The sequence below is a fragment of the Chloroflexota bacterium genome (assembly GCA_023475225.1).
In the GTDB taxonomy this organism is placed as follows: Bacteria; Chloroflexota; UBA6077; order FW602-bin22; family JAMCVK01; genus JAMCVK01.
In genome coordinates this window covers 108,368-122,327 of record JAMCVK010000016.1, presented here as the reverse complement: position 1 = coordinate 122,327, position 13,960 = coordinate 108,368, and the positions used below count along the sequence as shown (strand labels likewise).

Annotated in this window: 17 protein-coding genes; 16 read left to right on the top strand and 1 reads right to left on the bottom strand. The window is 56.0% G+C overall.

Translation table 11 applies throughout. From position 1 onward, the window contains the following. The first annotated feature begins 88 nt into the window (after positions 1-88). The 10 genes from hisZ to hisE are packed head-to-tail and all read left to right on the top strand — an operon-like array spanning position 89 to position 7,826. Positions 89-1,402: an ATP phosphoribosyltransferase regulatory subunit gene (gene hisZ, locus M1136_03375; GenBank protein ID MCL5074680.1), complete on the top strand. Its 1,314-nt coding sequence runs from the start codon at positions 89-91 to the stop codon at positions 1,400-1,402. Beyond that, entirely contained in the window at positions 1,390-2,046 is a 657-nt protein-coding gene (gene hisG, locus M1136_03370) for an ATP phosphoribosyltransferase (GenBank protein ID MCL5074679.1), read from the top strand. The genes hisZ and hisG overlap by 13 nt, the downstream gene beginning before the upstream one ends. After that, positions 2,043-3,371 (top strand): histidinol dehydrogenase, encoded by a 1,329-nt coding sequence (gene hisD, locus M1136_03365; GenBank protein ID MCL5074678.1) that lies wholly within the window; start codon positions 2,043-2,045, stop codon positions 3,369-3,371. The genes hisG and hisD overlap by 4 nt, the downstream gene beginning before the upstream one ends. Positions 3,372-3,393: 22 nt before the next feature. Beyond that, on the top strand, positions 3,394-4,467 hold the full coding sequence (gene hisC / locus M1136_03360; GenBank protein MCL5074677.1) for a histidinol-phosphate transaminase: 1,074 nt from the start codon (positions 3,394-3,396) through the stop codon (positions 4,465-4,467). Further along, positions 4,467-5,060, top strand: coding sequence for an imidazoleglycerol-phosphate dehydratase HisB (gene hisB, locus M1136_03355; GenBank protein ID MCL5074676.1), 594 nt, complete (start codon positions 4,467-4,469; stop codon positions 5,058-5,060). The genes hisC and hisB overlap by 1 nt, the downstream gene beginning before the upstream one ends. Further along, on the top strand, positions 5,057-5,707 hold the full coding sequence (gene hisH / locus M1136_03350) for an imidazole glycerol phosphate synthase subunit HisH (GenBank protein MCL5074675.1): 651 nt from the start codon (positions 5,057-5,059) through the stop codon (positions 5,705-5,707). The genes hisB and hisH overlap by 4 nt, the downstream gene beginning before the upstream one ends. After that, positions 5,686-6,408 carry a 1-(5-phosphoribosyl)-5-[(5-phosphoribosylamino)methylideneamino]imidazole-4-carboxamide isomerase gene (hisA, locus tag M1136_03345; GenBank protein ID MCL5074674.1) on the top strand — a complete coding sequence of 241 codons (723 nt, stop codon included), beginning with the start codon at positions 5,686-5,688 and terminating at the stop codon, positions 6,406-6,408. Before hisH ends, hisA begins: the two co-directional genes overlap by 22 nt. After that, the gene (hisF, locus tag M1136_03340) at positions 6,398-7,183 is read left to right on the top strand and encodes an imidazole glycerol phosphate synthase subunit HisF (protein ID MCL5074673.1); all 786 of its coding nucleotides are present in this window, start codon (positions 6,398-6,400) and stop codon (positions 7,181-7,183) included. The genes hisA and hisF overlap by 11 nt, the downstream gene beginning before the upstream one ends. Before the next feature lie 2 nt (positions 7,184-7,185). Beyond that, positions 7,186-7,533, top strand: a complete 348-nt coding sequence (gene hisI, locus M1136_03335) for a phosphoribosyl-AMP cyclohydrolase (protein MCL5074672.1) — start codon at positions 7,186-7,188, stop codon at positions 7,531-7,533. 2 nt (positions 7,534-7,535) lie between these two features. Further along, positions 7,536-7,826 carry a phosphoribosyl-ATP diphosphatase gene (gene hisE / locus M1136_03330; protein ID MCL5074671.1) on the top strand — a complete coding sequence of 97 codons (291 nt, stop codon included), beginning with the start codon at positions 7,536-7,538 and terminating at the stop codon, positions 7,824-7,826. A gap of 2 nt (positions 7,827-7,828) precedes the next feature. Here hisE and M1136_03325 read toward each other — a convergent pair whose 3' ends face one another. After that, on the bottom strand, positions 7,829-8,821 hold the full coding sequence (locus M1136_03325) for a hypothetical protein (GenBank protein ID MCL5074670.1): 993 nt from the start codon (positions 8,819-8,821) through the stop codon (positions 7,829-7,831). A 120-nt stretch (positions 8,822-8,941) separates the two neighbouring features. Between M1136_03325 and M1136_03320 the strand changes: the two genes are divergently transcribed. From M1136_03320 to M1136_03295, 6 genes are all read left to right on the top strand, one after another. Further along, positions 8,942-10,090 (top strand): glycosyltransferase family 9 protein, encoded by a 1,149-nt coding sequence (locus tag M1136_03320; protein MCL5074669.1) that lies wholly within the window; start codon positions 8,942-8,944, stop codon positions 10,088-10,090. Positions 10,091-10,174: 84 nt separating this feature from the next. Next, positions 10,175-10,849 carry a response regulator transcription factor gene (locus M1136_03315; GenBank protein MCL5074668.1) on the top strand — a complete coding sequence of 225 codons (675 nt, stop codon included), beginning with the start codon at positions 10,175-10,177 and terminating at the stop codon, positions 10,847-10,849. Between the two features lie 6 nt (positions 10,850-10,855). Beyond that, on the top strand, positions 10,856-12,238 hold the full coding sequence (locus M1136_03310) for an ATP-binding protein (protein ID MCL5074667.1): 1,383 nt from the start codon (positions 10,856-10,858) through the stop codon (positions 12,236-12,238). A 378-nt stretch (positions 12,239-12,616) separates the two neighbouring features. Beyond that, on the top strand, positions 12,617-13,045 hold the full coding sequence (locus M1136_03305; GenBank protein MCL5074666.1) for a cupredoxin domain-containing protein: 429 nt from the start codon (positions 12,617-12,619) through the stop codon (positions 13,043-13,045). Further along, entirely contained in the window at positions 13,038-13,676 is a 639-nt protein-coding gene (locus M1136_03300) for a DUF1295 domain-containing protein (GenBank protein MCL5074665.1), read from the top strand. The genes M1136_03305 and M1136_03300 overlap by 8 nt, the downstream gene beginning before the upstream one ends. 68 nt (positions 13,677-13,744) lie before the next feature. Then, a complete protein-coding gene (locus M1136_03295; protein MCL5074664.1) occupies positions 13,745-13,945 on the top strand; it encodes a hypothetical protein in 201 nt (66 codons plus the stop codon). Positions 13,946-13,960 lie beyond the last annotated feature (15 nt).

Genomic DNA, 13,960 nt, shown 5'->3' with positions numbered 1-13,960 from the left:
ACTATGGCAGCAGCGCGGTGTTCGGAGTTGTATTCATCGCGCAAACAAAACTTGCCTTATGGCCCTGAAATGAGTATGATTAGCAACAATGACGTTGCGATTCAGCAGCAACGAGGGAACATTGCGGGTGGGCCATAGCAAAATGAAGCGTCAACTGGCCGCACTCCCCCTGGGAGTGCGCGATATTTTATTTGCGGAGGCAGCAAGGAGGACTGACCTTCAAACAGGGCTCCGTCGCCTTTTTGAGGGGTGGGGCTATTCTGAAATCGTTACGCCAACTTTCGAATATGCTCAGACAATGGAGATCGGCGCCGGTCCCGCCCTCCTTCAAGAGATGTACCGCTTTCTCGATCGGGAGGGACAACTACTGGCTCTGCGCTCTGACATTACCACCTCCGTCGCCCGCATCGTCGGCACTAAGCTGCTGGACCAACCCAAGCCCCTGCGTTTCTACTACATCGCCAACGTCTTCCGTCACGAGGAGCCACAGGCTGGTCGTCAGAGGGAGTTTTATCAGGCTGGAGTGGAGTTGATCGGCTCTGAAAGACCAGAGGCTGATGCAGAGGTCGTTGCCCTGACGGTGCGATCGCTGCAAGTGGCTGGGCTGAACAACTTCCAGCTTAATCTGGGACATATCGGCTTCTTTAAGGGACTCACCGAAGATTTAGCCCTTTCGCCCTCTGAGGTGGGGCTGGTAAGAGCAGCTATCGATCGCAAAGATGCCGGTGCCCTTCGCTCCCTTCTGCTCAGCCTCGGTATAGGCGAAAGGGAGAGAAGGGTGCTTACAGAGCTGCCATGCCTGTGTGGAAGAAGAGAGATAATCGAGAAAGCGCACTCGCTGGCCATAAACCCGCGCTCTGAACAGGCGATCAAGAATTTGGCTGAGATATACGAGTATCTAGATGACCATGGCCTGGTCGAGCATATCATCATTGACCTCGGTGAGGTCCGAGGCATGGAGTACTATACCGGGATGATGTTCGAGGGGTTCGTGCAAGGATTGGGTTTCTCTGTCTGTAGCGGTGGCCGCTACGATGACCTCATCGGCCGCTTCGGCCAGCATGCCCCGGCCGTTGGGTTCGCCTTGGGGCTGGAGCGGGTTCTGCTGGCCCTGGATAAGCAAAATGAAAAGCCCCCAACGGCGCAGGTTGCATCAGAGGTGCTGTTGAGCAACCACGCTGGACAGCGAGGGTTAGCCCTCGCCGAAACCTTGCGTGGAAAGGGGTACCGCGTTGAGGTTGAGGTCCTGGGACGAGCTAAAGATGAACTACTCACCTATGCTGGGCAAAAGGGGATCAAATACGTTGTACAGGCTGGTGAAGTTCTCAAGATATGGACGTCTGGACGTTGTATCAGCCGGGATTGGATGGAGGTGGGGGAGGTGGAGCAGTGGCAGGCATAACGGTCGCCCTACCTAAAGGCAAGCTTCTGGATGGATCGCTTCAGCTCTTCCAAGCGATGGGTTCTCCTTCTCTGGCTGCGGCTAAAACCTCCCGTCGGCTCATCTTCCAGGAGCCGGAAGGTGGCCTTCGGTTCATCCTGGCCAAGCCGAATGATGTGCCCATCTATGTCGAGTATGGAGCGGCCGATATGGGGATAGTCGGTCGGGATGTTCTCTACGAGAGCGAACGCGATGTCTATGAGCCCCTCTCTCTGGGCTTTGGCTTCTGTCGTCTCGTAGTGGCCGGTCCTCCGAGCATGGCCGCTAAGGATTTGCGGCTGTGTTCTAGCCTGCGTATAGCCACGAAGTATCCTCGCCTGGCCCGTCGTCATTTCCTGGAGAGGGGAATATCGGTGGAGGTGGTGCCGCTTACGGGATCAGTGGAGATCGCCCCTGCTGTTGGCCTGGCTGACCTTATCGTTGACCTGGTGGAGACGGGGAGAACCCTGCGCCAGAATGGATTGGTCGAGATCGAGCAGGTTATGGTCTCCGAGGCCTGCTTGATCGTCAACCGGGCCAGCCATAAACTCCATTTCGCCACCATCAGTCAGATCATCAATCAAATCGCCTCCAGGACATCAGCTGTGAGGGGGATGGGGCAATGATCAGGATCATCGACGATATAGAGTTGGCTAAGCGAACCATCCTCCGCCGCCGTCCCATCGGGCAAGTAGAGGCGCCCCCAGCGCTGGCGGCCGCAATAAGGCATATCTTCGGCATGGAGCTCATGCCCAGTGAGGCGGTCGAGCATATCCTCCAGGAGGTGCGTGCCAGGGGGGATGCGGCTCTTCACGAGTACAACCGGCGGATTGACGGTGTACAGCTTCCCTGTTTGGAGGTGACCACTGCCGAGGTGGAACTGGCTTGCAGACATGCCAACAAGGATGTGCTTGAGGCCTTATCCCTGGCGGTTGAACGTCTGCGCGCCTTCCACTTGCGGCAGTGCCGGAACTCCTGGATGGAGTGGTCGGCAGGTGGGGGGATGGGACAGATGGTGCGTCCCCTGGAGCGCGTTGGGATCTATGTCCCCGGTGGCCGAGCTGCCTATCCCTCCTCTTTGTTGATGGCAGCTGTGCCGGCGCGCGTGGCTGGTGTAAAAGAGCTCATTGTCACTTCGCCGCCGGCCGCTGACGGTCGCCTCTCAGAGAGCGTGCTTACCGCAGCACGCCTGGCTGGCGTTAATCGTATCTTCAAGGTTGGTGGGGCCCAAGCCATCGCTGCTCTCGCCTATGGCACGGAGTCGGTGCCCCGTGTGGATAAGATCGTCGGTCCGGGCAATCTCTTCGTCGTGCTGGCGAAGCGTAAGGTGTTCGGCGATGTGGACATAGACCAGCTGCCTGGTCCGACAGAGACCTTGATCATCGCTGATGGGGGGGCCAATCCCACCTTCGTAGCAGCCGATTTGCTGGCTCAGGCTGAGCACGACCCCCTGGCTTCGGCCATCTTGATCACTGATTCACCTGAGCTGGCTCAGTCTGTTTCTAGAGCATTAGAGGCGCAGTTAGCGGAGCTAACGAGGGCCTCCATAGCGGCCGAATCCCTCCAGTCCAATGGTGGAATCATCCTTGTAGCAGAGTGGAACCAGGCTGTCGAACTGGCGAATTGTTACGCCCCGGAGCATCTCTGCCTGTTGACGAGGGAGCCCTGGAACCTGCTGGGGAAGATTCAGCACGCTGGTGGGATCTTCGTAGGCGAGTATTCCCCCGAAACCATCGGCGACTACATAGCCGGGCCAAGTCACATTATGCCCACGGGAGGCACAGCTCGCTTCTTCTCCCCGTTAAGTGTAGACGATTTTGTGAAGACTATCAGCGTGGTAGCCCTAACCAGGGAGGAATTTAAGAGGTTGGGGCCGCCGGCAGCCATCCTGGCCGAGGCGGAGGGGCTGACTGCTCACGCTATGGCTGTGCGGAGACGCCTGGAACACTAAAAATCTAGGGAGATAAAAGGTGATGGATATCCTTGATTTGGTGAGGCCAGAGGTCAGGGGGGTTCGTCCCTATACCCTGCGCCATCACACCTGTCAGATCAAGCTGAATCAGAATGAGAATTCCTTCGATTTCCCCTCGAAACTGAAAGAAGAGGTTTGGCGTCGAGTGCAAAATCGGCCGTGGTCGCGCTATCCAGACTTCTTTGTCGCGGAGATAACGCAAGCACTAGCCAGATACGCGGGGATGCCAGCTGAGGGGGTCCTTGTGGGCAATGGTTCCAATGAGTTGTTGCAACTGACCTTTATGACGATGGTGGGGCGGGATGATCGGGTGCTCATCCCCGTGCCGACCTTTCCTCTCTATAAGCTGCTCGGAACAGTACTGGGGGCACAGGTGATAGAGATACCTTTGGCTGGAGAAGGCTTCGCCCTGCCTACGGACGAACTTATGAGAATGGCTGAGGAGTATAAGCCGAAGATGATCGTACTGTGTACGCCGAACAACCCGACGGGTTCAGCCTATAGAGAGGAAGAGATCGTCCGCATCATTGAGGGGAGCCGGGCGCTGGTCGTTCTCGATGAGGCCTATCACGAGTTCGCCGAACAGAACCTTCGTCACCTCCTCGATCGCCACGGCAACGTTGTTATCCTGCGTACCTTTTCTAAGGCCATGAGCATGGCTGGGCTACGGGTTGGCTATCTTCTGGGCAACCCGGCCCTGGTGGTGGAGATGGGCAAGGCCAAGCTTCCCTACAGTTTAAATATCTTCTCCCAGGAAGCGGCCCTGGTGGCTATCGAGCATGTGCATCTGCTGCACGAGCGGGTCAAGCAGATTTGCCAACTGAGGAACCAGTTATATGACAGACTGAGGGCAATCGATGGGGTTCACCCGCTCCCCTCCAGCACCAATTTCATCCTCTGTCGCTTGGCCAAACCGGTCAAGCAAGTCTTTGCTGATTTGGCCGAAGCGGGTATTTTAGTGCGTGATGTGAGTGCCGAGCCCCAACTGCACGACTGTCTGCGGATCAGTGTTGGTAGCCAGGAGGAGAACGAGACCCTGGTGGCTGTCTTGTCCGAAATAATGGCGAAGGAGTGATGGTTATGCGCACTGGCCAATTGGAACGGAAGACGACAGAGACCACCGTTAAGGTGGAGATTGAGCTTGATGGGAAGGGATCATATCAGGTTGAGACAGGGGTACCATTTCTCAATCATATGCTGGCCCAGTTCGCTAAACACGGCCTTTTCGACTTGAGCGTTGAGGCCAAGGGAGACCTGGCCGTGAATGATCACCACACTGTTGAAGATGTGGGCATTTGCCTGGGGCGAGCCATTAAAGAGGCCGTCGGGCGAGAGTGGCAGATTGCCCGTTATGGGGCGGCCATCGTGCCGATGATGGAATGCCTGATCCTGGTAGCCATGGACCTCGGTGGGCGACGCCATCTATCTTTCGATGTTGACTTCCAGGCGGAGCGGATAGGAACTTTTGAGACGGATCTGGTGCGGGAGTTCTTTGATACCCTCGTCTCTAATGCGGATCTTACTCTACACATCAGGTCACTCCAGGGCGGAAACGCCCACCATAGTGCTGAAGCCATTTTCAAGGGCTTTGGGCAGGCCTTGAGTCAGGCTAGCACTATTGAGCGACGCGTACAGGGCGTTCCTTCAACAAAAGGGACTATCGGATGATCGCCATCATTGATTATGGGATGGGCAATCTCAGGAGCGTCGAGAAGGCGCTTACTTGTGTTGGTGGCCAGCCCTTCATCACCAGCCGTGCCCAGGACATCCTGACGGCCGAGGCTTTCATCCTCCCCGGAGTGGGGGCCTTTGGGGAGGGAATGGAAAACATCAAGCGGTTGGGATTGGTGGAGCCGATCTGTGCTGTAGTGGAAAGGGGACGACCACTCTTGGGCATCTGCCTGGGGATGCAATTACTCTTCGGGGAAAGCGAGGAGCGGGGGGTTTATCGCGGTCTAGGATTGCTGGAAGGTGAGGTGAAGCGATTTCCCATCGGACTGAAGGTGCCGCATATCGGTTGGAATGAGTTGCGGATCGAGCGTCAATCACCTCTATTAAACGGACTGGCTAATGGGACCTTCGTGTACTTCGTTCACTCATATTACGTTGTTCCGGCAGATGCGTCGGTGGTTGTGGCGATGACCGAATATGGTGAGCGCTTCGTCTCCGTTGTGGCCAGGGCTAACATCTTCGGCGTCCAGTTCCATCCGGAGAAGAGTCAGCAGGCCGGGTTGACCATTCTGCATAACTTTGTCTCCCTCGCCAGCCATCTCATTGTGAAAGGAGGGTCAGCTTGCTCGTTATACCGGCCATAGACCTAAGACAGGGATGTTGCGTACGCCTGAGACAAGGACAGGCGACAGAGATGACCGTCTTCTCGGATGATCCCTTGGCCGTGGCTAGAAAGTGGGCGGACGAGGGTGCTCGATGGTTGCACGTAGTTGATCTTGATGGGGCCTTCGGCGAAGAATCATCTAACCTAACAGTGGTGGAACATATGGCCAGGGAGATAGGTGTGCCGATCCAGTTTGGGGGCGGGGTGCGGAGCCTGACTGCAGTCGAAGCTGTCCTTTCCCTAGGTGTACGGCGCGTCGTCCTAGGAACGGCAGCGGTCACTGATACGGCCTTGGTGGCCCAAGCCATAGCCAGGTATGGGGAAAGCATCACTGTCGGCCTGGATGTGAAGAATGACCGCGTGGCCATCCAGGGTTGGCAGGAGGATACGGCTGTTGAGGCGATCGAACTGGCCTGGTCCCTGCGACAATGGGGGCTTACGAGGGTGATCTACACGAACATCACCCGCGATGGAACGCTCTCTGGCGTGGATCACGTAGGGATCAAGAATATGCTGGAACGAACGGGTCTGCGCCTGATCGCTTCCGGCGGTATCGCTTCTCTTGATGACCTGCTCTGTCTAAAGGAATTAGAGCCCTATGGGCTGGAGGGAGCTATCGTTGGTCTGGCCCTCTATACTGGAGCCATCAAATTAAAAGAGGCGATAGAAAGTGTTGGCTAAACGGATCATCCCCTGTCTGGATGTAGATGCAGGGAGGGTAGTCAAGGGGGTTAATTTTGTCAGCCTGCGCGATGCTGGCGATCCAGTAGAGAATGCGGTCGTCTACGATCACGAGGGGGCTGACGAGATCATTTTCCTCGATATTACTGCCTCGTATGAACGCAGGGATATCATGCTGGAGACGGTGCGCCGTACGGCCGAGGCTATATTTGTCCCCTTCACTGTTGGTGGGGGCGTGCGCACCCTCGAGGATATCCGGGCCATCCTCAACGCAGGAGCAGATAAGGTTTCCATCAATACGGCTGCGGTGGAGAACCCCCGCTTTCTGACTGAAGCGGCCGACAGATTTGGCAGCCAGTGCCTCGTTCTGGCCATTGATGCCAGGCGCATGCGGGAGGAGAAGTCCGGAGCGCCTGTGTGCCTGCCTCGCTGGCGTGTCTATACCCATGGTGGGCGGAGGCCCACGAATCTGGAGGCGGTGGATTGGGCACGGCGGGGGGAAGAGTTGGGGGCTGGTGAAATTCTCCTCACCAGCATGGATAGAGATGGCACCCAGGATGGCTACGACCTGGAACTCACTCGGGCCGTGGCCGAGACTGTGCGTATACCAGTTATTGCCTCGGGAGGAGCAGGATGCCTGGAGCATTTCTACGCTGTGTTTACAGAGGGAAAGGCCGATGCTGCCCTGGCCGCTTCCCTTTTCCACTACCGACAGTTGGCCATCGGACAGGTGAAAGAGTATCTGGTCGCCAAGGGCGTGCCGGTGAGGCAGTAGCAATGACTACCCCGACAACGTCATGGATCGATCAACTCCGCTGGGATAAGCACGCCTTGCTGCCAGCCGTCGTCCAGGATGCCGCCTCCGGCCAGGTGCTTATGCTGGGCTACGTGGATCGTGACGCCCTGGAGAGGACGCTTGAAACTGGTAGAGTGCACTTCTGGAGTCGTCGGCGGCGCCGTCTTTGGCTGAAGGGCGAGACCAGCGGCCACTTTTTGCATCTGCAAGAGATTTGGGTTGACTGTGATGCTGATGCCCTGTTGCTGAAGGTGCATCCAGAAGGGCCGACCTGTCACACCGGTGAGGTGAGCTGCTTCTATAGGCGAGCCTATGGTCCAGGAGAATAAGGGTGAGGGAAGGGAGTATCATCGAGCAGGTCTACGACGTAATCATGGATAGAAAGAGGAATCCGCGGCCGGATTCCTATACGAATCGTCTTTTAAGCGAGGGACAGGACCGCATCCTGCAGAAGGTTGGAGAGGAGACGATCGAGTTCATCCTGGCGGCCAAGAGTGATGGCAAGGAAAGGGTCATTGCCGAGATGGCCGATCTCGTCTATCACCTGCTTGTGGCCATGGCCTACCACGATCTCACCCTAGCTGAGGTCTCAAGCGAACTGCGACGCCGGATGAAGTCCTAGGTTCAATCCTCAACGGCCCGGCGCATGGCCCAAAGGTTGACTTCTGGCGTTTGGGTGGGCACTGAGCAGCCTGGAGCCAGCAGGAAGCGGCGTCCAGCGGTTTGTTCGATGGCCTGACGTGCCTCCTGTTTCACTACCTCTGGCAAGCCGTCTTTCAAAGTGATCTTCTCAGCGATGCCCCCCATGGCTGCCTTAGTCATCCGCCGCAGTCCATCAGCCAGGCTGGGATTCTCCGCTAGGGTGGCGGCCCAACTGATGGCCTGTACCGGATAATCGGCCAGGAGATCAAACATGATGTTGCGACCACAGTTATGCAGGACGTTGAAGACACCCTTGTCCTGGATCGCCTTCAGGACGATCAGATCGTATGGCCGCCCAAACTCACGATACTGCTCTTCGCTGAGCAGGTCGTAGCTGGCCCAACCGGTGGTGGCGAAGAAGATGCCAGCTGCGCCGCACTCCAGACAGAGCTGAGCGTAAGCGGCGAGAGTCTTGGCGATGACGGAAAGGGCGTGATGAAGATTCTGTGGATTCTCCTTCATGTGGGCGAGGATCACCTCAGGACTATTCCCGACCAGGTATTTGGTCACGGAGAGGGGTGAGAAGACGGTTTGAATGAAGAAGGCTTCGTCTTTCAGCTTGTCTCTTATCAGCTGCAGGGCTTGCAAGTGCTCGTTTAGCACCCCCTCGGTGGGATCAAGGACCGTAAGCTTATCCCAATCAGCACTGTTCTTCACCGCTGTGGTGAGACATTCGGGCCCTTTGTGGGGATCTGCAGAGGGAATGTACTGATTGCCCCAAGCCTCGGCGTAGTAGGTAGCCCTGGGGTTGACCTTAATGAAATCCAGGTTGTATTTCCAATAGCGCTCTAGGGTGGCCGTGGCCAGGTCTGCGGCCGACCATTCGCGCTGGTAGTCGTGTCCCCAGATGCTCAGGGGCACACGATCCGGCAGATTTCCTTGAAGAGCAGCTAACACTCGCTCAATTTTATTCATAAAGCGCTCCTTTAAGTCTGTGGTGAGGGTTCATTACAGGGGTTTTGCCCCTGGCTTCGCCGGACATGTTTTAGGGCTAGTATACATCTTACTTAAGTGAGGCTCAACTTTGACAAGTAGGTGGAACACCTGTTAATCTTCCCTCAAAACCGCTGTCGGCATGAGCGAGGGTATGGGGTGGAACGGTTCACCGGCCAGGAGCTACGGCCTAAGCCACATATAGCTGTCCTTTTCTATGATTCGATCGGGGACTTCGTGGTGATCACCCCTCTGCTGCGGGGGTTGCGCCAGAAGTATCCAGGCGGTACGATCGATTATTTCAGTGGCGAGCGGACGAAGGAGCTTGAGGAAGCCTTGCCGCTTATTGATTCGCGCTTCTCCATTTATGGACGGGAGGGACTCTGTCCTCGGTTGAGCGTCTACATCCGCCGCAGGCAAGCTGCGGCTGGTCCTTATGATCTGGCCATCAACTGTGAGTCTCACAAGGTGAGCAGCCTCGTCACCACCCTGTTAGGGGCGAAGTACATAGTGGGCGGCTGTTACGAACCGGAGCTACGGCGAGAGATGCCTCGCGCTGAGAGCCGCATCGAGGCCATCTACGACGAGAACTGGGCTGACCCCTCTTTTTTAAGGCGCTACAGCGATATTCTCTCCTCTAACTTCATCGGGGAGGTCTTCTGTCGGTTGGCGAGGGTAGAGACCGACTTCCAGCGGACGGAGGTGCCCCTGGCGGCTCCGTCTATCGCCATCCCACCGATCCTTATCGCCATAGGGGGACGCCGTCGGGCCAAGATGTGGCCGGTCGAATACTGGAGGGAGTTGATCTCCTGGTGCTACTCTCAGGGCTTGGAGGTGGGGCTTTTGGGCGCTCGTCTCTCCGAGCAACAGCGCTTTTATCACTCTGTTCTGGAGGAGAGATGCTTGCTGGAGCACACCCCCTTGCGTGACCTGCGGGGGAAGATGACCCTTCCCCAAGTAGCTGGGGCGTTACAGCAGGCGATGGCCTGCGTCACCATTGATAACGGTATTATGCACATGGCCACGGCCGTGGGCACGCCCACCCTGGCTTTATTTGGAGCCAGCCCCTGGCGGTTGTGGACGCCGCAAGCGGCTAATCTACAGGTAGTCCTGCCGGAGGAGGAATGTTGCCTGTGTGCGCAGAACCACTTCTCTAACGATGAGTGCTTACAGGTGAGGCATATATGTATGGAGAGTATCCAGCCCCAGGTGGTTATAGGACGCTTAGAGGCTATCCTGGGTCGGGACTGAGATGACAGACCCCAAAAATTTTTCAAAAACCTCACGCGTACGCGTGAGAACAAGGGCTAGAATATTGTAAGCAAGGGATACGCCGTGAAAGCTCGCGTTCTGGTTATTGATGATGACAAACGGATAACCGACTTGCTGCGCCGAGGACTCACCTATGAGGGGTACGTGGTTGACGTGGCGTATGAGGGGAGACAAGGCCTGGATATTGCGCGAGAAACGCCCCCTGACGTGGTCATCCTGGACATTATGATGCCCGGGATGGATGGCCTGGAGGTGTGCCGTCGACTGCGGGCTGGGGGAAATGTGCCTATCCTCATGCTTACTGCCAAAGACACCGTCTCTGACAGGGTTGTCGGACTGGAGACTGGCGCCGATGACTATCTGGTGAAGCCCTTTGCTTTCGAGGAATTGTTGGCTCGGGTGCATGCCCTGCTGCGGCGCCGGGAACCTGAAGCCCACGAAGTGTTGCGCTATTCTGACCTTACTCTGGATACAGCCAGCAGGCAGGCCAAACGCGGCGACCGCGTCATCGAATTTTCTACAACAGAATACAAGTTGCTGGTCCTATTTCTCCGTAACCCTGAGCGGGTGCTAACACGTGACATCATTATGGAAAGAGTATGGGGCTACGATTTCGGGGGTGAATCCAACGTGCTGGAGGTCTATGTCCGGTATCTTCGCAACAAACTGGAGGTTGAAGGGAGAAAACGCCTCATTCACACCGTGCGCGGCGCTGGATATGTCCTCCGGGAAGAGTGAATTGCCTTGTCCATCCGCTTGCGACTGGCCCTTTGGTATACCCTCATTCTTGGGGTGAGCCTGTTGGTCTTTGGACTAGGGCTTTACTTCTTGATGGCCCGGCACCTAAACACTATGGCTGAAAGGAGCATAAAGGACCGGGCGGAACATATAGAGGTGGCTCTGGAGATTGCCAGCTCCAGCCGCATGCCGTTCATCCTGCCTCCTCTAGATGCCTTCGAGTCGCCTGGGGTATATGTGGTGGTTCTAGACCCCCAGGGTGCCACGATGGGTAGCTCTACTAACCTGGAAGGACGGTCCCTCCCTCTCTCTGTCCAAGCGCTAACCGAAGCCCGTTCGGGCAAGGCTCTTACCTACGAAGGTGAACTCCAGGGGAGCCATCTCAAGATTTATCTCAGGCCAGTGAGTACCGATGGCCGAATAACGGCCCTGGTGCAAGTGGCCACTTCCACGGCCGTGTATGAGGAGGCCCTGGATCGTCTCCTGGTTATTGTAGTGGGGGGCGGCATTGGCGCTCTGGTACTGGCTGGGCTGACCGGCTGGGCCCTAGCGGGGAAGGCTCTCGAGCCAATCTCCGATATTACCGAGACGGCCCGGGCCATCGCCCTGTCTCAGGGCTTCAGTCGTCGACTGGAGGAGAAGGGGTCACGTGACGAGGTGGGATTGCTATCGGTTACCTTCAACGAAATGTTGGCTAGCCTGGAGTCTGCCTATGCTGCCCAGCGTCGCTTCGTGGCTGACGCCTCCCACGAACTTAGGGCACCGCTGACCACTATCCGAGGAAACTTAGATCTGCTAAAGCGCGTGGGACAAATGCCGCCTGAGGAACAGGCACGGGCCATCGACGATGCCCGCCAAGAGGTGGAGCGCCTCTCCCGCCTGGTCTCTGACCTTCTCTCCATTGCCCAGGCCGATGCCGGACAGAGGCTTGATGTCCAGCCGGTTGAGCTGGATGTCCTGGTAATGGATGTGCATCGTCAGGCCTTGTCCATGACCTCAGATGTGCAAATATCTATCAGCGATCTGGAGCCGATTATGGTTTCCGGAGACCGTGACCGGTTGAGGCAGCTTCTCTTGATATTTGTTGACAACGCGCTGCGGTATACGCCCGCCGGTGGTAGAGTGTCTATTTCCCTCTCTCGCCAGGGAGATTGGGCTGTGCTCGGCGTGCAAGATACGGGGATCGGCATTGAGGAAGAAGACCTGCCTCATATCTTCGACCGCTTCTACCGGGCAGATAGAGCACGAGCCAGAGATCCCGGCGGTAGTGGCCTTGGGCTATCAATCGCAAGGTGGATAGTTGAAGAGCATGGCGGGGAGATAGATGTATGGAGCAAGCCCGGCCAGGGTAGTACCTTTACAGCGCGACTACCCGCTTTGCCAGCCTAGCTTTGACTAGAGGGCATACCGCTCAAAACGTGTGGACTTTTTGGAGAGAGCCTCATGGGATGAGGCCCTCTTTTTTGCTAGGGAGCTAAACCACTCAAATTCTAAGCTATTTCTCAGCTAGGGCTCAGATTGGTTTAAGCCCAGTTGTTTAGCATGACGACAGGAAGGAAAGGAGGATGCTATGGTAGGTTTGATGCCAGGTTACATCGCCTTGGGCGTTCTTCTCATAGCGGCAATGAGATTAGGCCAGAAAAAGCTAACATTAAGGCTTGTAAAGGTTCGTTAAAGGCAGCACACTGTCCAGGTTCGCCGAAGGGTTTAGGAGCAAGAGATAGCCCTCTCTTGTCCGGCCAAGCGGCAGCCAAAGAGAGGAAACCTATGAGCACCTGGCTAATCCTGATGGTCCTTGTGGTAGCTAGTGTTGCCAGCGTAATCGTCCTCTTGGCGTTCCGAGGCCGTCGCCCTGCTAGAGCTAAACTCAACCAGGAATCTGTCCAGGAGATGACTATCGTGGTCAATGGTCGCTACCAGCCAGATGTTGTCCTTGTTCAGCAGGGTGTCCCTGTGAAGCTCAACTTTGCCAGAAACGAGGACAACCCATGTTCGGAGTGGGTCATTTTTTCCGAGCTCAGCGTAAGGCGTCGCTTGCCTGCCTACAAAACCACGCCAATAATGTTCACCCCAAATAAGGCTGGCCAGTTTCTCTTCACCTGCCAGTTTGGCATGTATCGGGGCAAGCTCATAGTGCAAAAGGGCAACGGCAGAAAGGCAAAGGCCACTTCGAAAAGGGAGCTTTCACATGCATGATACCTATGCTTATGGACTTTGGGGTGCAGTGATCTTTAATGTCCTTTTCTTCCTCCTGTTCGCCTTGAGCTTCCTCACACCCCGCAGAAAGTGGGAATGGCGCTCCCTGGGTCTGTTCGGTGCTTTTTTGGTGGCGCTCTTCACTGAGATGTACGGCTTTCCCCTGACCATCTATATCTTGACCTCAGTCTTGGGCAATGTCTATCCAGCATCTAATCCGTTTGCCCACGGCAGCGGTCATTTATGGGGAGTACTGCTTGGGGGCTGGAGCCTGTTGCTCTGCACCCTTGGTAGCCTACTTATGATAGCTGGGCTTGTGGTAATGGGCATCGGCTGGAAGAAGATACACCGAGCCAGGGGTGAACTGGTGACCGAGGGCATCTATAGTCTGGTGCGCCACCCTCAATACCTTGGGTTGCTCTTGATCATAGTAGGCATGCTTATTCAGTGGCCTACTATCATCACTATACTGATGGCACCCGTTTTGATGCTAACCTACTACTGGCTGGCCAGGAAAGAAGAAAAGGAGTTAGAGGAGAGATTTGGCGACAGGTACAAAATCTATAAGGAGAAGACACCAGCATTCTTGCCTGTGTTAGCTACGAACGCTAAATTCTCAGCCCATTCTTAGGCAAGACTCATAGACCTTTAAGACGGGCGTTTTAAGATGAGATTAGGAAAAAGGAGGGGAAAACCAATATGGGTGAGTTTCTGCAAGGTTACGGTATATGGATAGTCTTCGGCCTGTTCTTCCTGTTCATGATGTGGGGTCAGTCCCGTGGCCATGGGGGTATGGGGTGCGGGATGGGAGGCCACCAGCACAACCCACCACAGAATCCCGAGGTGGGTAAGGAAGAGGACCAACAGGGATCGGGCAAACATAACGCCGGGTGCCATTAGCCAAGATTGTGATGA